Below are 18,976 nucleotides of genomic sequence, written 5' to 3'. Positions count from 1 at the left end.
CGCAATAATTCTCTATTTTTTTGCCGGTTTGGGTTTCGCCGTCACCGGCGCACCTGTCAGTTCACTCACCAGCCGATCCGCTTTATAAATGTACCGCATAGCGGCAATGATGCCTCCGGTATGCACTGAAATGGTTCGGTTACGGTCGGGGACGAAGATGAATTCGCCGGGCAGGCTTTCCATATTTCCGTCGAAGGCAAGACCAACGGCTTCGAGGTTTTTGTTGATCATCGGACTCCCCGAATTACCACCAATGATGTCATTAGTCGAGATAAAGCACATAGGCTGCTTCAGTAACTCAAGCGGTGGATTCTTCCAGCGGGCGGGCAGATTCCAGGGTGCTTTGTCGGCGAAGGAGTAATTGCGGTCATACAGGCCCGCGAAGGTTGTCAGGATGGGTGCTTTTGTGCCATTGTAATCATAGGATTGCACCACGCCATCGTTGATACGGAGCGAAAAGGTAGCATCCGGTGGCACGGCTGTACCATATACATCGTACAGCATCCGGCCCAGTTGCCCGCGAAGCACCTCCTGCTTTTGCGAAATCTGGCGAGCCTGCCGGGCTGCTGTCAGATAGCGGGGAAAACCAATCCGGGCCAGCGCCAGCATGGGATCGTTAGAGGCCGCTGCGGCATTGGGCCGGGTGGATAACTCACTCACGAAGGCCGCGTCGGTTAGCTTTGTATTTTTCACCAGATATGCAGCGGCTTCTTTGGGGGTTAGCCGCTGGCCATTGGCTCCGGTTAAAGCGGCTTTGACGTACGGGTCATCATTACCTAAACCAAGCTGTGCTTCGGTCAGGTGGGCCGCCAGATAGGCTTCGTCCAGCGCCTTACTTTTAACCTCCGGCGTAACCATCAGCGAGCGGGCGCGTTCGGCATCCTGCGGGCGGGTGGCCAACAGTTCACTAAACTGAGTGACTACATTGGCAAAGGTGAGCAACTCGCCCATAGTGCGTTCGCTGGGCCCGAGGTAGTTGGCGTCGTTGAAAAGAGCCCGTAACTGAGCGGTGTTTGCGGCCAGTTCGTCCCAGGTTTTTAGCTGGTCGGTGGGCAGGTTTTTGGCTTTGGCTGCGGCTTTAAACTGCTTTTCAAACACGGCTTTACGGGCCAGTAAGCTGGCATCGCGCAGCCCTTCGAGCTGACCACCGTAGGCTTTCAGACTATTTTCGTAGCTGAAAATTTCGTTCAATACACTGTCATTCTTCGCCGTAGCATTATAAGCCTGTAAAGCCGCTGATCGGTTTCGGAGCATCTGAATGGTAGCGGGCGTCTGCAAATCCCGGTCAAATTCAAGTTCGGCAACGGTCTTGAGCCGCTCGGTATGGCCGGGGTTGCCAATCACAAAAATGGGTTCACCATCGCGGACGCCGTTTGTGTTGAACTTGAAAAAGTGGGTCGTCTGTAAGGGTTTACCTCCGTCATATACCCGAAAAAACGAGCAGTCGAGGGCATAACGAGGATAGGTAAAGTTGTCGTAATCGCCCCCGAAGAAGCCGAGTTGCAACTCAGGCATGAACACCAGCCGCACATCGGTATAGCGTTTGAAACCGTATAGCGCATAACGGCCTCCGTTATAAAACGTGATGGTTTGCAGTTCGAGTCCTTTCCAGCCTTCTCTGGTTCCATACTCCTGCTTAATCGCCGTAAACGCCTGCTCACGAGCCTGCAACTGCGCCTGTTCGGAGGTGGCGCTGCTCATGGCATCCTGTACCTGTTTGGTGATGTCCTGTAGTTTCACCAGCTGGTCAACGAACAGGCCATCCACTTTCCGTTCTTCGGCGGGTGTTTTGGCAAAGAACCCGGTTGCGTTCAGGTCTTCGCCCTTGCGGGTTACGCCCGTTCCCGATTCACGGGCGCAGTGGTGGTTGGTCATTACCAGCCCATTAGCCGACACAAACGAAGCTGAGCAATAATCGGCGAACCGCAACGAAGCCAGCCTAGCTTCGTCGAACCACTTTTCGTCGGCAGTGAAGTTATAGGTCTTTTTGAAAAACGCGGAGGGCGGACTGTCGAACGTCCACATTTTGCCCAGATCGAGCGGGCCGCCTTTCGTTGTATCAACAGGCGTTGACGGCCCTGCCGTTGATGGCGTGGATTGGGAAAAAGCGGAGCCAGCCGTTAACAGCGCACAGCAGATAATTTTCAGCAAGGAAGAATGAAGCTTGATACGGTACATTAGCGAGGAGGATGGTACTGTTCGATACTAAAACGTGAATTTAGGGTAAACCGTTTAGTATTGTAAACTAGCGCGGTGACAGAGACTGGCGCTGCTGGCCAGCGCCGTTCCGGTTCGCTGGCGTCACTGAATACTGACTTTATGAAAAAGCACGAGCCAATGCTCGCGCCAGCTAGAAACACAGAGGCACGGAGTTTCAGTTTTTCTCTGTGTTCTCCGTGCCTTTGTGTTCAATACCAATTACCTTACTCACTCTGGGCCATGATCTCCTGCCCTACTTTGTCATCTTTCCGGATAAACGGCCGGATAATAATCCGGGTGCCTCGCTCGTAGGTAAACAGCCGGTATACCCAGTTGCTGAACACAACGAGCTTGCTTCGAAAGCCCACCAGATACCAGATGTGGACGAACAGCCACGCCATCCAGGCCACAAAACCTCCCAGGTGAATGTTTCCCGGCAAATCCGCTACGGCACGGCTGCGGCCCACAATGGCCAGTGATCCTTTGTCGAAATACTTAAACGGCTCCGTCGGCTCGTTCTTCATCAAGCGACGAATATTTTTTGCCAGATGCTCACCCTGCTGAATGGCAGGTTGCGCCACGCCCGGATGCCCTTTGGGGTAATCCTCCAGTTTCATCAAGGCAATATCACCAATGGCAAATACATTCGTCAGACCCTGCACCCGGTTGATGGGATCTACGAGAATACGGCCCCGCTCAACGGATTCAGCCGGAATACCGTCGATCAGCGCACCGGTTACGCCCGCACCCCAAACGAGTGTCTGCGTTCTGATCTTTTCACCACCTTTAAACGTGACCGTTTCGCCATCGTACCCTTCCACCAGCGTGTTCAGTTTGATGATGACGCCCAGATCTTCGAGATACCGTTGGGCTTTTTTACCAGCCTCCTCCGACATTGGCGGCAGGACTTTACCAAGTCCTTCGACGATATAAATCTGCATTTGGCTGAAATCCAGCCCTGGGTAATCGCTGGGAAGTACGTGTTTGCGCATTTCGGCCAGCGAACCGGCCATCTCTACACCTGTTGGACCGGCCCCGGCAATGACGAAGGTGAGCAGACTCTCCCGTTCGGCAGGGTCGGTCGTGACGCTGGCCTGCTCAAAGCATTGCAGAAACTGACTCCGTACGTTGAGTGCTTCCGGGATGGTCTTCAGCGGAAACGAATATTTCTGGATATCTTTATTACCAAAGAAGTTAGACTTTGTGCCGCTGGCGATAATCAGGTAATCATAGTGTAAATCGCCGATCAGAGTCGTTACCGTTTTGGTTGCCGGGTCTATTTTGTTGACCCGCACCATTCGGTAATGAAAGTCTTCAAACCCATCAAACATCTTCCGAAACGGTTCGGCAATGGCGTCCGGCTCCAAACCGGCGGTAGCTACCTGATACAGCAGTGGCCAGAAGCCATTGTAATTTTGCTTGTCCATCAGCACCACCTGCACATCGGTATTGCGGAGGCTTTTGGCCAGATTCATACCACCAAATCCACCACCGATAATGACGACCCGGGGTTTGGTTGTATCGGGTATATTGAGCGAAAGTTTATCGAATTGAAGCATAGTCGTCGGGCGTTCAGCACGCGGTTCTTTTCTGGGTATAGTACCTTGTTATCAGACCTTTTGTTTTAACCGACGACCGAATTTGAGCAATTGATCGCTAGCTTCGTCGTTTCGTTATAGGTCCCCCCGGAAAAGTGACTGCGGTTGCAACGTTATTTACGTTTTCTATACATAGAACAAACCTAATACGCTCTTTAGTTTGCCCGCTTACCCATGCGCAGCCGAGTACAGGTATTTCTTTTTTCTCTTCTGTTTATCAGTAGTTTACAGGCCCAGAATATAGCCAGCCGTTTCACCATAAGCGGGTATGTTCGCGAAACGGGAAGTTTGGAAGCATTGACGGGCGTAAACGTGTATTTACCCGGCACAACTACCGGCACTACCACCAACACTTATGGTTTCTACTCGCTCACAGTACCGGCCCGGGATAGTTTGCGTCTGGCCTATTCCTTTGTTGGTTACGAAGTCGCTGAGCGAGCGGTTACCTTTCGCAACAACCAAACCGTCAACGTACTCTTGTCACCTGGTCAGGCACTGGCGGAGGTTGAGGTAAAAGCCGGTGGGCCGACCGAAAAAGTGAGCGAAAGCGCCCAGATGAGCACCATTGATATACCCGTTGCCCAGATTAAGAAAATACCGGCTTTTCTGGGTGAGAAAGACGTACTGAAAGTGCTGCAACTGATGCCCGGTGTACAAAAGGGGTCGGAAGGGCAAACGGGGATTTACGTGCGCGGGGGCGGCCCGGACCAGAACCTCATCATTCTGGACGATGCCGTCGTGTACAACGCCAATCACCTGTTCGGATTCTTCTCGGTCTTTAATGGCGATGCCATAAAAAGTGTCGAGTTGATAAAAGGTGGTTTCCCGGCGCGGTACGGCGGGCGGCTTTCATCGGTGATTGACCTCAATATGAAGGACGGCAACCGCGAGAAACTACATGGCGAAGGGGGAATTGGTCTGATTGCCTCCCGGCTCATGCTCGAAGGGCCGCTCACAAAAAATAAAAAAGCTTCTTTTCTGGTCTCCGCCCGACGAACTTATCTGGATGTGGTGGCGGCTCCGCTGGTACGGCAACAATCGGGTGGTACGCTTACCGCAGGTTACTATTTCTACGATCTTAATGCCAAAGCCAACTACGATTTCAGCCCCACTAACAAGCTTTACCTGAGCGGGTACTTCGGCCGGGATAAATTCTACGCCGACGATAACTCGCTTAATACCAACACGGGATTAAGCTGGGGCAATGCCACCGGTACGCTCCGCTGGAATCACTTGTTTAACCAGAAGCTTTTCTCGAATCTGTCCCTGATCTTCAGCGATTACAAGTTCCAGATTTCATCGGTCGAGAAGGGCGCGCTGGATGCTCAGACCTACTCGCTTTATTACAACTCGGGCATTCGGGATGTCTCGTTGAAATACGACATGGATTATTATCCAGCGCCCCAGCACTCTATAAAAATGGGAATTCAGAGTACATACCATCGCTTCACACCAAGCGCTGTTGTGCTGCAAAATGCCCTGATCAATCAGTCAATCAATAATATCGATAACATTAATGTGCTGGAATCGGGCATCTACGCCGAGGATACCTGGCGTCCATCGAGCCGGTGGCGCGTGAATGGTGGGTTGCGGCTAAGTTATTTCCAGCAGAAAGACGCGAGCTATTTCCGGCCCGAACCCCGGCTGTCGGCAGCTTTTACGCTCAAACCAGAATTGTCGGTCAAGGCTTCGTACGCCATGATGAATCAGTACGTTCATTTATTGTCGAACACGGGCATCGGCCTCCCTACCGATTTGTGGGTGCCCACCACAGACCGTGTGAAACCCCAGCAATCGCAGCAGGTGGCGGTTGGTATTGCCAAAGACTTTACAACCGGGAGTGCGTTCGTCAGAGGGTTGACGCTGACGGTTGAGGGGTATTACAAAACGATGAGCAACATCATCAATTACAAAGAGGGAGCCAGTTTTCTGCTTATCAATGACCCAGCAGCCGCCAACAGCGTACGGTGGGAAGATAACGTGACAGCAGGCCGGGGCTGGTCGTACGGAGCGGAGTTTCTCTTGCAGAAAAAAGTAGGGCGCTTCTCCGGCTGGGCGGGCTACACCCTTTCCTGGACGCAGTGGCAATTTGCCGAACTCAATGGTGGCCAGCCCTACTACCCACGCTACGACCGCCGGCATGATGTTTCGCTGGTAGGTATTTATGATCTCAGCAAGCGGGTTACCCTATCGGCGGTTTGGGTGTATGGAACCGGCAACGCCCTCACCATTCCGGTTGGCCGTTTCGAAACCTACCGCCCCAGCAATACGCTCATCTACGGCGGTACGCCTACCATTGTTCAGCAGTATTTCCAGAATGCCCGGACGAATGATGACTACGGAATGCAAAAGAACAGTTTCCGGGCCGAAGCCTACCATCGCTTTGATGTGGGTATTCAGTTTCACAAGAAAAAGAAACACCACGAACGGACTTGGGAATTTAGCGCCTATAACCTTTACAACCGGCGAAACCCCTTTTTCTACCGGCTCGAATCGGTTGCGGCTACGACTACAGAACCCGCCCGAACGGCCCTGTTCCGTTACTCAGTGTTCCCGATTGTACCAGCGGTTAGCTATAATTTCAAATTCTGATGCGTACGAACCTATCTCTTCCGATTGGCTATTCTGCGTTGATTACGCTCCTGGCTGTCATCGGAATGTTTACGGGATGCAGCAGCCTGCGGAACGAAGTAGATCCAAGCCAGTTAGGATTTGCTGCACCCAAACTGGTTGTCACTAGCTATTTGTCGCCACAGGATACGAACCTGGCCGTAAAAGTCACACGATCAAAAACCGTTGTCAGCGATGATAGCCTCGATACGGGGGGTAGCAACGTGACCAACGCGACCGTTACCCTCGCCGAAGGCAATCGATCCGTCACCCTGCGCTACAACAGCCCCAACTCGCCGGTCGATTCCCTTAAACAGCCCTATTACAGCGCCAGCGCCCGGCTATTGCCCATTGTTGCGGGCCGAACGTACACACTTACCGTCGTAACGCCCAACGGGGAGCGGGCAACAAGCACCTGTACCATACCGGCTCCTGTTCGCCCAACGGCGGTTACGTTCGATTCGACCACAGAAAATCAGGGGCGCTCGCTGCTTCGGCGGTATTACGTGCTGGCTCGCTGGCAGGACCCACCGGCACAGGCTAATTACTATCAGGTGACGGGCTTTTTTCAATACACAACCAAATGCGACTCCTGCGGGGCCAAACAGGTCGGAGCTACCCAGCTATCTATTTCCGACGATAACCGGGGCCTGTTTTCCGATGCGGGTGTAGATGGCACTCAAATGATTTCCGGAAAGGCTTACGTCTCCTCGACCCCCTTCACGAGCAATCAGCTAACGAATTTTTACGGTCAATACCGGAACGCTACGGTTACGGTAAACCTGATGAGTGTTGACCAGCATTATTACCAATTTCAGGAAGCAGTTATCCGCCAACGGCGCGTCCGTAACAATCCCTTTGCCGAACCCGTGCTGATTCCGAGCAATATTCAGGGTGGGTTAGGCTGTTTTGCGGGGTACAATAACGCGACGCTGATCCTTCGGCTGAGGTGAATTGGTGGAGTGAGTTATTGTTCCAATATCCATCTACTGCATTAAATAACGTGCATAATGGCCGCGTAGCGGTTAAATGTTTGTAGCAAAAGCTGAAGATCGTCTCCATCAGCGTGCCGTAGGTACGCAACAATCGGCGCAGGTCGCGTACCTAAGGCACGTCAATCAAATCCAAGAACCATTTTACTATAAACATTTAACCGCTACGCGGCAAATAACGGTATGACAAGCAGGGGGTATTATTCATTATACACCTTAAACACAAAAAATGGAGTAAGGACTGCTCCCTACTCCACCCATTTCACTAACTGGATCAAAACGAACTAGACGTTTTGCTCGGCACTGTTTATGATTTCGGTCTGCTTCCGAATCGACTCCATGTGGATGATCTTATAGATTTCTTCCACCAGTTCGGGGTACAAATTCAGTTTTTTACCGAGTTCGGTACGTGTTTTCAGAATTTCTTTCCAACGCTCAGGCTGGAACAGCGTTACGTTATTGTCGCGTTTGTATTCAGCCAGACGCTCAACGAGGGCCATCCGGGCACCCAGCATTTCAACGATCTGCCGGTCTACGTTGTCGATATTACGACGCGATTGCTCCACAAAGCTCTGGAATTCCAGATTCTGTGATTCAACCTGACGAATTTGCAGGTGGTCCAGCATTTCACCAAAAGCGGTCGGGGTTAACTGCTGAGCCGCATCGCTCCACGCTTTATCGGGGTCGATGTGCGATTCAACGATCAACCCGTCGTAGTTCAGGTCCATGGCCATCTGAGCGAGTTCGTTCAGGTAGGCACGCTTACCCGCCATGTGGCTGGGGTCACCAATGATGGGCAACTGAGGGAAGATCGACTTCAACTCGATGGCCATTTGCCACATCGGGATGTTACGGTACTTGCTGGCTTCTCCCGTAGCAAAGCCACGGTGAATAGCGCCCAGTTTCTTGATACCTGCTCCGGCAAGGCGCTCAAAAGCACCCACCCAGAGAGCCAGATCAGGATTTACCGGGTTCTTAACCAGTACAGGCACATCAACGCCACGCAGGGCATCGGCAATCTCCTGTACGTTAAATGGGTTAACGGTCGTACGAGCACCTACCCACAGGATATCAACGCCATACTTAAGGGCCAGTTCGATGTGCTCGGGGGTAGCGACTTCCACAGCAAACGGGAGGCCCGTTTCGGCTTTGGCGCGCTGAATCCAGGGCAGAGCGGCTTCGCCCATCCCTTCAAAACTACCCGGCCGGGTGCGGGGCTTCCACACGCCCGCACGGATAACGTGAACCGCGTTCAGCGCCTTTAACTGGCGTGCGGTTTCCACTAACTGATCTTCGGTCTCAGCACTGCACGGACCGGCAATGATCAGAGGCTTGCCGTTGGTATCAATCCACGATCCAAGCGGCTCTACGGCTAATTCTACTTTCATACTAACGCTTAATCTAAGAGTAACACCTACTACTCTATGGGGAACTTTAAATTTAATTTTGTGGTATATTTGCAGAGGAATTGGCTGTCTTTCAAGCCGGTTCCTTCATTTGTCTAAAAGCTTTTTAGTTTGTCGAACCAAGCCGTGTTGGCGCATTAACTGTTTGACCGAAATTTCGTTATATATTTCGGTCGTGTTAGCTGACACGCACTTAAGCTATGCTAGTAGCACCGCCCAAACGGAGCACTGATATGTCGAACCGAAGTAATCTAATGCCGGAGACTGTCCAGGGCCTTAAAGACACTAAGCCGAACTCGGCCTCAACGTCGGACTTCCGCCCACTTTCATTTGAGGACACTTCGATTGCTTTTTCGTCCCAGTCGGATTTCAAACTCCGAAAGACCTACTGGTTATTTGCGTTGATGAATAAGGGATGGCTGGTAAATTTAGGGACTTTTTTTATAAAGATCGCCCTGCGCCTGCGTCTCCCGATCAAATTCCTCATTAAAAATACGATTTTCGAACAATTTTGTGGTGGCGAGAGTATCCAGGACTCCGAGAGAACCATCCGAAATCTGCACGATGTTCACGTAGGCACCATTCTCGACTATTCGATTGAAGGTGAGGAGACTGAAAAAAGTTTCGACGAAACAACGCTCGAAATTTTACGCACCATCGAACGCGCCAGCGAATCAAGCGATATTCCATTTTCTGTTTTCAAGGTAACCGGCGTGGCCTCGACCGAGCTTCTCGAAGCGATTCAGATTGGCGACTCCCTCAACAAGGAGCAAAAGGCCGAATTTGATCGCGTTATGAAGCGGGTTGATACGCTTTGCCGACGAGCTCACGAGCGAAATGTGCGCATTTTTATCGATGCGGAAGAAAGCTGGATTCAGGATACAATCGACACGCTGGCCTACGAAATGATGGATCGCTATAACCACGAGCGGCCTATTGTCTACAATACGTACCAGATGTACCGCTGGGAAAGTCTGGATCACCTCCGGCGCGACTCCGCCGAAGCACGTGCCAAAGGCTATTACCTTGGCGTGAAACTGGTTCGAGGTGCTTACCTGGAGAAGGAACGGCTCCGGGCGCACGAAGAGGAGTACCAGGACCCTATTCAGGCCACCAAAGAAGATACCGACATTGCCTTTAACGAAGCCATTGAGTTTTGTCTGCAAAATCGCGATACGATCTCGATTTGTCTGGGAACGCACAATGAGGAGAGTTGCCTGTACTGCGTTGAGTTGATGAAGCAATTGGGTGTTGAGCCCAGCGACCCGCATATTTATTTTGCTCAGCTATTGGGTATGAGCGACAACATTTCGTACAACCTCGCCAATGCGGGTTATAACGTGGCAAAATACGTACCTTACGGTCCCGTAGAAGCCGTTATGCCTTATCTGTTCCGGCGAGCCGACGAGAACAAGTCGATTGCGGGCCAGAGTAGCCGGGAGTTTATGCTGGTTAGTAATGAGTTAAAACGCCGTAAAGGCTGTCGTCAATAATAGCGTACTTTAAGCACAGCAAGGCTCCGGCCGATTGGTCGGACTCTTGCTGTCTTTTTTAATATGATTCAGAAAAGCCCCTATAAGTTTTTTCTGCTGACGCTGATACTGATTTTACTGGATCAGGGCGTGAAGCTGGCCGTACATTTTTATATGGCCCCCGGCTTTGCGGGTCAGATCAAGGTCGCTGGCGATTGGCTCAAGCTCCACTATGTACTGAACCCCGGGATGGCCTTTGGTATGCAACTGGGCCATGAATATGGTAAGCTCCTGCTGAGTATTTTCCGGCTCTTCGCCATGGTTGGCATTGGCTTTTATCTAGTCAATCTGGCTCATAGGGGGGCACCAAATGGGTTGCTTTGGGCCATGTCGATGATCCTGGCCGGGGCCGTAGGCAACGTGATTGACAGCACCTTTTACGGCGTATTTTTGAATAATTTCCCCTATGGTTCACCTACACCCTGGTTTCATGGGCAGGTGATCGACATGATTTTCATTGATGTTTGGGAAGGGTTTATTCCAGAATGGGTGCCGGTATGGGGTGGGCAATATTATTCGACGCCCATTTTTAACATCGCCGATTCCTGCATTTTTGTGGGTGTTTGTATCATCCTGTTCTTCCAGCGCCGTTTCTTTGGCGAACCTCCCATTGAAGATAGCCTATTGCCTGTTAACGGCCCCGATGCGACCGAAGCAGCCGTGTTGCCAGCCTCGGAGTTGCTCGATGAGGAACCCCATAGGCCACAGGAGCCAACGAATAATGTGACTGAAATAGCAGACGATACACCTCAGCAACCTACACCCGAGTCGGTATTACCCGAAGAAGAATCCAAACGGTCTGAATAACGCGTCGAAAAATAGATGTTGACCATATAACTCGGGCTGCTTAAGAAATCTTAAGCAGCCCGAATTGCGTTAAGACCGGGCTACGCGGAATACCATTCCAAGCTATATAAAAAAGCCCTCTCAGGACTACCTGAGAGGGCTTCAATTAGCCTTCGAAATGCTTTTAGACCTTATTTGCTACCACCAGCCTGACCGCTCGACAACAGATTAAAGAACTGATCAAGTTTTGGGGTGATGATGATTTCCGTACGACGGTTTTGCTGACGACCAACCGCTGTGGTGTTGTCATCTTTTGGCGAGAACTCCGACCGGCCACCGGCGGTCAGACGCTCGGGCGAAACGCCAAATTTAGCCTGCAATGTACGAACAACCGACGTAGCACGCAGAGCGCTCAAATCCCAGTTGTCTTTGATGGCTGCCGTCGAAATGGGGACAGCATCCGTATGACCTTCAACCAGGATATCCAGGTCTTTGTGGTCGTTTACTACTTTAGCTACTTTACCCAATACCACTTCTGCTTTCGGCGTGATGTCGTAGCTACCCGACTTAAACAGGAGTTTGTCCGAGATAGATACGTAAACAACACCTTTCTTCACTTCGATCTGTACGTCCTGGTCGTTGATATCGTCCAGTGAACGCTTCAGACTCATTACCAGGGCCAGGTTCAGCGAATCTTTCCGCTGAATGGTCGAGTTGAGGTTGTTTGTGTACTTGGTTTGCTCGTTCAGTGTTTCGAGCGATTTCCGAATGCTTTCGGCACCCGACTTACTCACAATCGACAAATCAGACATCCGGTCAAGGAGGTTGATGTTCGTCTTCTTGAGGTAGTCGATCTGAGCCTGTAGATCACCCACCTGCTTATCTTTCCCTTGCAGGTCGGTGTCCTTAGCCGATAGTTGTGAACGAAGAGTTGCGGTACGCTGATCGCAGTCATTCAATGACGCAACAGCCTTGTCACGGGCATCCTGTAGTGCTTTAATCTCGGCCAGGCGCTTCTTACTGTTACAGGAAGCTAGCATAGCTACGGCCGCAAAAATTATCAATACTCGTTTCATAGTACTGGAGGTGTTAACGAAAAGTTAGGTTTAAACGATAAATGCGTGAAATGAACGGCTTTAATCGTTTTACAAAAGTAATGTATTACAGCCAATCGTTTTTAATGCAATCTTTATCTAAAACACTTCTATCAATATTATTTCCTTATCTGACGCTTAAAATTTAAAAAAAAGAGCAAATCCGCCAATAACGTAGCTCAATTGGCATCGGTAGTTTACATTCTGTCGCTCCTTATTAAAAAGACTCATCCTTGATTTTATGAACAAATTATTCGCGGGTATTCTAATTAGTGTGGGCCTCGCAGCACAGGCTCAATCGACAAAAGAGATTATGTATGTAGGAACCTACTCCGTTCGGGGGAGCGAGGGCATCTACGTGTTCGAGTTCGACCGAAAGGCAGGCACCATGCAGCCCATCCAGTCGATTTCGAACGGCAAAAGCCCGTCATTCCTGGCCATTCACCCATCGGGTAACTACCTGTACTCGGTCAACGAAGGGGCCGATAAACTGGGGGGCGTCAGTTCGTATGCCATTGATAAAGCCACCGGTAAGCTAACATTCATGAATGGCCAGTCGACGCTCGGTGCCGGTCCATGCCACGTTAGTGTGGACCAAACGGGCAAAACGGCCTTTGTCTCCAACTATGGTGGCGGCAGTCTGGCCGTTCTGCCAATTAACACCGATGGCAGTCTGGCCGCTCCTTCCGACAGTGTTCAGGATGCAGGTACCGGCCCCAATACGGCACGGCAGGAGAAAGCCCACGTCCACTCGGCTACGCTGGCTCCCGACAACCGCTTTGTGTACGTCGCCGACTTGACTACCGACAAAGTCAATATTTTCGATGTCGACACCAAGACGAGTACGGTTAAACCAGCCTCTACACCCTACGCGAGTGTAAAACCAGGGTCGGGGCCGCGCCATTTCACGTTTCACCCTAACGGTAAATACGCCTATCTGGTCGAAGAGCTGACCTCTACGGTGGCCGTTTTTTCCCGCAACCCAAAAACCGGCGCGTTGACACTGCTCGACGATAACATCAAGACGCTACCCGATGGCTTTTCAGGGCAGAATACCAGTGCTGATATTCACGTTGATCCGTCAGGCAAGTTTCTGTACCAGTCTAACCGGGGAGCCAACACGCTGGCTATTTTCGCCATCGGTTCTGATGGACGTCTGACCAAGGTAGGTGATCAACCAACCGAAGGCAAAACACCCCGCAACTTCCTGATCGACCCCAAAGGTGATTTCGTCTTTGTTGCACATCAGGATACAGACAACATCACCATTTTCAGACGCGATAAGAAAACGGGCTTGCTCACGTACACCGGCCAATCGGTAAAAGTACCGGCTGCCGTATGTGTGATCATGGCTACCCGATAAATTACTGTCCCACCTAATTGCTATGCGCCATCTGCTAATTGTTCTGCTCGTAAGCTACAGCCTGTCGGTGATGGCGGCACCAAGACCGTTTCAACGCATACTCAGTTCGCCTAATGGCCGATTGACGCTGACAGTTTCGGCTTCAGACAGTGTTCGCTTTTCGGTGAGTTCAGCGGGGCAAACCTTGGTAAACCCCTCGGTTATTGCCATGATATTAGCCGATGGCCGGACGTTGGGCAATGGCGTTCCGCAACGGAGCCGAGTGCAAAGCGTGCGAGACTCCATCCTGCCGCCCGTAGTAACCAAACGGCGGGTTATTCGAGACCGTTATAAGGAACTGGTGCTGGAGTTTCGGGATAAACACGCGCTGGAGTTTCGCGTGTATGACGATGGCGTAGCGTATCGGTTCCGCACCGACTTTACCGATTCGATCACGGTTCGCAGCGAAACGGCGCGGTTTGCCTTTGCCAACAACCCAACCGTGTATTACCCCGCCGTGCAGCCCCGCCCGGAAGTTGACCGCTTTCATACGTCGTTCGAAGAACCGTATCAGATTCGATCGCTAAGCCAGTTGCCGGATTCGGTACTTTGTTTTTCGCCGGTATTGCTTGCCCCGCCCACCGGCCCGCGCATCGTGCTGACGGAATCCGATCTGCTGGATTATCCGGGCATGTTTCTGGCCCGGCAAGGCAACGGGCTCACCGGCGTTTTTGCGCCTTATCCGCTCACCGAAAAGCGTATCGAAGCGGAGTATTCGCAGGTTGTCGTGGCCAACCGAGCCGATTTCATTGCCCGCACCACCGGAAAGCGAACGTTTCCGTGGCGGGTACTGGTCATCGGCTCAGACCGTGATTTACCGGCCTCGGACATGGTCTATCGACTCGCCACGCCCAATCGGATCGGCGATGCCTCGTGGGTGAAGCCGGGCAAATGCACCGATGAATGGATCACCAACATTAATCTGTTCAATGTTCCGTTCCGGGCGGGAGTCAATACGGAGACCTACAAGTATTACGTAGACTTTGCCAAACGCTTCGGGTTCGACCGGATTTTGCTGGATGCGGGCTGGTCGGACAACAACGATCTGTTCAAGATTACGCCCGGCATGAACATCCCGGAGTTAGTCGCCTATGCCCATTCGCAGGGGGTTAAGCTCAGCATGTGGACGCTGGCCGCTACCCTCGACCGTCAACTGGAACCCGCCCTGAAACAGTTTCAGTCGTGGGGCGTCGATTTTATCATGACCGACTTCATGGACCGCGACGATCAGAAGATGGTCAATTTTTACACCCGCGTGGCCGAAGCCTGTGCCCGCGCGAAGATCATGATCATGTACCACGGCGCGTATAAACCGGCGGGTTTCGAACGAACGTACCCAAACGCCATCACCCGTGAGGGTGTGCTGGGCTCGGAGTACAACATATGGAGCAACAAAGCCACGCCCGACCATGATGTGCTGCTGCCGTTTATCCGGATGGTGTCCGGCCCGATGGACTACGAACCGGGTTTGTTGAGCAACGCCACCAAAGAGCAGTTCAAGCCCATCAGCGGACAGGTAATGTCGCAGGGAACGCGCTGCCACCAACTGGCGATGTTCGTTGTATACGACAGCCCTATCTCTATTTTTTCGGGCAATCCATCGCAGGCCCTGCTGGAGCCCCGTTTCATGGAGTTTCTGGGAAGCGTGTCGTCGGCGTTTGACGAAACGAAAGTGCTGGATGCCCAATTGGGTCAGTATATCGTGACCGCCCGCCAGAAAGGGAACGATTGGTACATTGGCGGACTTGGCAACTGGTCGGCCCATGACCTGAAGCTATCGCTGGATTTTCTGGGCGATGGTGCCTTCGAAGCTGTCAGTTGTACGGATGGCCCCAACGCCGACCGCAACCCTGTCGATTACCAGTTCAGCACCAAAACCGTAACCCGAACGGAATCCCTGCCGGTACATCTGGCACCTGGTGGTGGATTTTTGATTCGTTTGCGAAAGAAGTGAGGCAACTGGCGTATTTTAGCCGAAAATCGTAATTCTTTAAAAATTTTATTAACCCCAAAACCTAATACCCCATGAAACAATGCCTTGCTATATGCCTGCTGTTTGCGGCACTCGCGTTCACGGCTCCTACCAAGACCGTTAAGCTGTTTAACGGAAAAGACTTGTCTGGCTGGAAGATCTACGGCACCGAGAAATGGTACGTCCAAAACGGCGAACTCATCTGCGAGAGCGGCCCGGACAAACAATACGGCTACCTGGCCACGGAGAAGCACTATAAAAACTTCGACCTGACGCTGGAATTTAAAGAAGAAGCGAACGGCAACAGCGGGGTATTCTTCCGCTCGACGGTAGAGGGCACCAAAGTGAACGGCTGGCAGGTCGAAGTAGCGCCCCCCAACCACGACACGGGCGGCATCTACGAATCGTACGGCCGGGGCTGGCTGATCCAGATTCCCGACGAGAAAGAGAACATCCTGAAACCAACCGACTGGAACAAGCTCCGCATCCGGGTAGAGGGCGACCACGTACAAACCTTCCTGAACGGCACCCAGATGGTCGACCTGACCGACGAGAAAATCGGCAAAGGTGAAGGCTCCGTTGCCCTGCAAATCCACGACGGTGGCGGCATTAAAGTCCGCTGGCGGAACATGAAGCTGAAAGAATTGTAAACAAACGTACCGCGGTCCTTCAGCCCGCGCAGCCGAAGGCTAAGGCTAAGTTGAGTTAGAAATATATAAATCCCAGTTTACCGAGACGTTCTAATTATTACGTTTCGATGGACTGGGATTCGTTTTTGAGTTAATAATTTATCCTTTAATTCAACAAATCAGAGTGAAAGTCACCAATTTCCTTAAGGGTAACGGTTAGCTTAAACTTCCCTATTATTATACTTTAAGTCTAGTAGAGTACAAATAGGTGTGAACCTATTATAAAATTCCTTATATTGAAAAGTTATACATAGCCTCTCTAAACACACCGTGATGAACATACATCTAATACTAATCCTGACAACACTTATTCTTTTGACATCCTGTAACAACACCAACGACAATAAGGCTAAGCAAACCGATAGTTCAATAGCCGAAAAACCGATTGTAGTTGTAGAACCGAATAGTAACATAAATGGTAGTATAAATGGCAATTTTGGAGGGTGTGGTTATAATTACACCCCAAGTAATGAAACAATTACCCTTTATGAACCACGACAAAGAGAAATAAGTCAAATCAACTCAATCCTAAAGTTTTCAGGTTTGGCTTCAAATTTCAAAATATATAGTGCGTCAATTGATAATGCAATTGCAACAGTCATTGATAATAAAAGGTACATATTGTATGACCCAAGATTACTCTCATATACCGATATAAAATCAGGCAGTTACTGGTCTTCAATGTCAATATTAGCCCACGAAATAGGACACCATCTTTCTGGGCATACAATCACAAGCAAAGGTTCAAACCCAAGGGATGAGTTAGAAGCAGATAAATACTCAGGCTTTATATTATACAAGTTGGGTGCGACACTTGATGATGCTACAAATGCGATTAGAACTCTTGGTAGTGAAACCGGCTCTACAACCCATCCACCTAAGTCTGAGAGAATAGAAGCCATTACACAAGGTTGGAATGAAGCAAATCAAACTCGATATAACGGTGCAATTCCACCGCCACCAAATGACAATGAAAATAATTTCCCTATTTATGATGTAAGAAGTCTAATTCGAGAAGAGTATAGAACTGCTGAAAATAATGAAATTTGGTATGGAAGCTATCATTTCCTATATGGCATTATTACAGAAGTATCGAAAGATTTAGGCGAAGTAAAAGTACATATTGTTAAATCAAGCCCTTCTTTCGCTAATGACTTCCGAGACATAAAAAATGAAGACTGGACAGTACATTTAGATCAAACAAGTTGGAGTGGAGAAAATGAAATGAGCCATTCAGCTTCTATGAATCTGCCTTCTTTAATGGTTCCAGGGAGAAGAATTAAGTTTGCGATGGTTGAGGGTTATCCAGGTTGTGGAACTTCTGCCAATGGAATGTGGTCATTCATTTATCTTGAAGGACTTAATGGCGATAGCTTCTAAAAGATTACGATCAAAAAAAAGTTTTGATAAGGTAGGCTGAAGCAAAAAACTATAGAGTTATACTTCGACTTTCCGCCTAAACGTAAAGCTCCAAAAAGTTATTTTTAAGTATAGAACCGATAATCAAGGCAGCACATATAACTATAAAATAGCTGTAAGTAAACACACAATACAGATGCTTCAAGATTATATACCTGACGAAAAATTTAATTTTCACAAACTCAATAATACTTATAAGGAGATATTACTTGAAGGTTTTTTCGGTAGAGGAGAATGTACTTTTCATACTAGTGGAATGTGCGGGGAGATATTCCTTTTTGATTACGGAGCAAATTCATTTCCTCGTCATACTTGTATTAAATTACCTAAGCCAATTGCTGGCGTTTCTAAAGAAGAATCTGCAAGGAGATTTGTTAGAGAATTAGAACTTCAATTATCATTTTATCACAACAGATTTGTTCATTGGGCATTCGATTTTGATTCTTTTTTTGACATTCCGATCGCTTCTTTTAAGTATTGGGGTAATGACTTAGCAAACTTAATTAGAACAGCTCAACTAAGTCAAGTATCAAAGTATTCACTTCTTTTTTATATATGTATTGGCTTAAGACATTGTTACCGAAGAGGATTGATTGCCCATCAAGATTTAAAGCCAGCAAACATTTTTATTCAAAATATCAAAAATGATGTTGTTGGTTTACCTAACTTAGACATATATGACTTTGCCATTATTGCTGATTTTGGACTTGCAAATGCCTCAATTGATTGCGGTATCTATGATGGTTCAAGACCATATATGGCTCCTGAGCAATGGAAAAAACTTAGATTAACTCAAGCTACAGATGTTTTTGCATTAGGAGTTATCTTTTATGAATTAATTACCAATGGCTATCATCCAGTTGGCATTAAACTAAGCGACTTTTGGCCCAAAGCTCAACATGGAAACTCAGGAAAATGGACAAAAAAGGATAAATGGGAAAAATGGATTAAAAACGACTGTAAAATAGAGTTACTAGAAGATGGCGTGAGTATTAACGAAACTGTCTTTAAATTTATAAAAAGGATGCTTTCCGTAGAACCATCACTTAGGCCAAGTATTGATGACACCATTCAATTCTTACTTAACCAAATAAATGACATAAGTACAGAAAGTTGTTTTCAGTTGAAATTTCTCGTAAATCATTTTGAAGTAGAGTCCTCCAAAACAAGCGATTTACAGGTTGATTGGCCAGATTTATTTAAGAAATGGAAGGAATTTAAAGAACGGTTTAAGTAAACCTATATAATTCTACCTAGCTCAAATATTGAAAACCCCT

13 protein-coding genes are annotated in these 18,976 nt (G+C 49.4%); 9 read left to right on the top strand and 4 right to left on the bottom strand.

The features are described from left to right. Positions 1 to 12 precede the first annotated feature (12 nt). Both CRO74_RS24105 and CRO74_RS24100 read right to left on the bottom strand, forming a co-directional pair. Positions 13 to 2,178 carry a S46 family peptidase gene (locus tag CRO74_RS24105; protein ID WP_097129694.1) on the bottom strand — a complete coding sequence of 722 codons (2,166 nt, stop codon included), beginning with the start codon at positions 2,176 to 2,178 and terminating at the stop codon, positions 13 to 15. Positions 2,179 to 2,423: 245 nt separating this feature from the next. Further along, positions 2,424 to 3,758: an NAD(P)/FAD-dependent oxidoreductase gene (locus CRO74_RS24100; RefSeq protein WP_097129692.1), complete on the bottom strand. Its 1,335-nt coding sequence runs from the start codon at positions 3,756 to 3,758 to the stop codon at positions 2,424 to 2,426. Between the two features lie 213 nt (positions 3,759 to 3,971). On the opposite strand from CRO74_RS24100, the gene CRO74_RS24095 reads away from it, so the two are divergent. Continuing rightward, positions 3,972 to 6,389 carry a TonB-dependent receptor gene (locus CRO74_RS24095; protein ID WP_097129691.1) on the top strand — a complete coding sequence of 806 codons (2,418 nt, stop codon included), beginning with the start codon at positions 3,972 to 3,974 and terminating at the stop codon, positions 6,387 to 6,389. Then, positions 6,389 to 7,360, top strand: coding sequence for a DUF4249 domain-containing protein (locus CRO74_RS24090; protein WP_097129689.1), 972 nt, complete (start codon positions 6,389 to 6,391; stop codon positions 7,358 to 7,360). The genes CRO74_RS24095 and CRO74_RS24090 overlap by 1 nt, the downstream gene beginning before the upstream one ends. Positions 7,361 to 7,683: 323 nt before the next feature. Here the strand turns inward: CRO74_RS24090 and CRO74_RS24085 are convergent, their stop codons facing one another. After that, positions 7,684 to 8,787 carry a chorismate mutase gene (locus tag CRO74_RS24085; RefSeq protein ID WP_097129688.1) on the bottom strand — a complete coding sequence of 368 codons (1,104 nt, stop codon included), beginning with the start codon at positions 8,785 to 8,787 and terminating at the stop codon, positions 7,684 to 7,686. Positions 8,788 to 9,059: 272 nt separating this feature from the next. On the opposite strand from CRO74_RS24085, the gene CRO74_RS24080 reads away from it, so the two are divergent. Together CRO74_RS24080 and CRO74_RS24075 are read left to right on the top strand one after the other, a co-directional pair. Continuing rightward, positions 9,060 to 10,298, top strand: coding sequence for a proline dehydrogenase family protein (locus tag CRO74_RS24080; protein ID WP_245877971.1), 1,239 nt, complete (start codon positions 9,060 to 9,062; stop codon positions 10,296 to 10,298). Positions 10,299 to 10,361: 63 nt separating this feature from the next. Continuing rightward, positions 10,362 to 11,144, top strand: coding sequence for a lipoprotein signal peptidase (locus CRO74_RS24075; RefSeq protein ID WP_097129686.1), 783 nt, complete (start codon positions 10,362 to 10,364; stop codon positions 11,142 to 11,144). A gap of 170 nt (positions 11,145 to 11,314) precedes the next feature. Here CRO74_RS24075 and CRO74_RS24070 read toward each other — a convergent pair whose 3' ends face one another. Beyond that, positions 11,315 to 12,199: an OmpA/MotB family protein gene (locus tag CRO74_RS24070; protein WP_097129685.1), complete on the bottom strand. Its 885-nt coding sequence runs from the start codon at positions 12,197 to 12,199 to the stop codon at positions 11,315 to 11,317. A 259-nt stretch (positions 12,200 to 12,458) separates the two neighbouring features. Here CRO74_RS24070 and CRO74_RS24065 point away from each other — a divergent pair, with 259 nt between their 5' ends. The 5 genes from CRO74_RS24065 (at position 12,459) to CRO74_RS24045 (ending at position 18,936) form a co-directional block, all read left to right on the top strand. Further along, positions 12,459 to 13,580, top strand: a complete 1,122-nt coding sequence (locus tag CRO74_RS24065) for a lactonase family protein (RefSeq protein WP_097129683.1) — start codon at positions 12,459 to 12,461, stop codon at positions 13,578 to 13,580. 22 nt (positions 13,581 to 13,602) lie between these two features. Continuing rightward, positions 13,603 to 15,573 carry a glycoside hydrolase family 97 protein gene (locus CRO74_RS24060; RefSeq protein WP_097129682.1) on the top strand — a complete coding sequence of 657 codons (1,971 nt, stop codon included), beginning with the start codon at positions 13,603 to 13,605 and terminating at the stop codon, positions 15,571 to 15,573. A gap of 71 nt (positions 15,574 to 15,644) precedes the next feature. Next, positions 15,645 to 16,241 carry a 3-keto-disaccharide hydrolase gene (locus CRO74_RS24055; protein ID WP_097129680.1) on the top strand — a complete coding sequence of 199 codons (597 nt, stop codon included), beginning with the start codon at positions 15,645 to 15,647 and terminating at the stop codon, positions 16,239 to 16,241. Between the two features lie 312 nt (positions 16,242 to 16,553). Continuing rightward, the gene (locus CRO74_RS24050; RefSeq protein ID WP_097129678.1) at positions 16,554 to 17,660 is read left to right on the top strand and encodes a M48 family metalloprotease; all 1,107 of its coding nucleotides are present in this window, start codon (positions 16,554 to 16,556) and stop codon (positions 17,658 to 17,660) included. 175 nt (positions 17,661 to 17,835) lie between these two features. Beyond that, positions 17,836 to 18,936 (top strand): protein kinase domain-containing protein, encoded by a 1,101-nt coding sequence (locus tag CRO74_RS24045; protein ID WP_097129677.1) that lies wholly within the window; start codon positions 17,836 to 17,838, stop codon positions 18,934 to 18,936. Positions 18,937 to 18,976: the final 40 nt, after the last annotated feature.

The organism is Spirosoma fluviale (assembly GCF_900230225.1).
Classification (GTDB): Bacteria; Bacteroidota; Bacteroidia; order Cytophagales; family Spirosomataceae; genus Spirosoma; species Spirosoma fluviale.
The sequence above is the reverse complement of the archived record's forward strand: the minus strand, read 5'-3'. Positions and strand labels throughout refer to the sequence as shown.

Bases quoted from the DNA above. Each gene is read 5' to 3' on its own strand.
- CRO74_RS24105 (WP_097129694.1), bottom strand. From the start codon at position 2,178: ATGTACCGTATCAAGCTTCATTCTTCCTTGCTGAAAATTATCTGCTGT.
- CRO74_RS24100 (WP_097129692.1), bottom strand. From the start codon at position 3,758: ATGCTTCAATTCGATAAACTTTCGCTCAATATACCCGATACAACCAAA.
- CRO74_RS24095 (WP_097129691.1), top strand. From the start codon at position 3,972: ATGCGCAGCCGAGTACAGGTATTTCTTTTTTCTCTTCTGTTTATCAGT.
- CRO74_RS24090 (WP_097129689.1), top strand. From the start codon at position 6,389: ATGCGTACGAACCTATCTCTTCCGATTGGCTATTCTGCGTTGATTACG.
- CRO74_RS24085 (WP_097129688.1), bottom strand. From the start codon at position 8,787: ATGAAAGTAGAATTAGCCGTAGAGCCGCTTGGATCGTGGATTGATACC.
- CRO74_RS24080 (WP_245877971.1), top strand. From the start codon at position 9,060: ATGCCGGAGACTGTCCAGGGCCTTAAAGACACTAAGCCGAACTCGGCC.
- CRO74_RS24075 (WP_097129686.1), top strand. From the start codon at position 10,362: ATGATTCAGAAAAGCCCCTATAAGTTTTTTCTGCTGACGCTGATACTG.
- CRO74_RS24070 (WP_097129685.1), bottom strand. From the start codon at position 12,199: ATGAAACGAGTATTGATAATTTTTGCGGCCGTAGCTATGCTAGCTTCC.
- CRO74_RS24065 (WP_097129683.1), top strand. From the start codon at position 12,459: ATGAACAAATTATTCGCGGGTATTCTAATTAGTGTGGGCCTCGCAGCA.
- CRO74_RS24060 (WP_097129682.1), top strand. From the start codon at position 13,603: ATGCGCCATCTGCTAATTGTTCTGCTCGTAAGCTACAGCCTGTCGGTG.
- CRO74_RS24055 (WP_097129680.1), top strand. From the start codon at position 15,645: ATGAAACAATGCCTTGCTATATGCCTGCTGTTTGCGGCACTCGCGTTC.
- CRO74_RS24050 (WP_097129678.1), top strand. From the start codon at position 16,554: ATGAACATACATCTAATACTAATCCTGACAACACTTATTCTTTTGACA.
- CRO74_RS24045 (WP_097129677.1), top strand. From the start codon at position 17,836: ATGCTTCAAGATTATATACCTGACGAAAAATTTAATTTTCACAAACTC.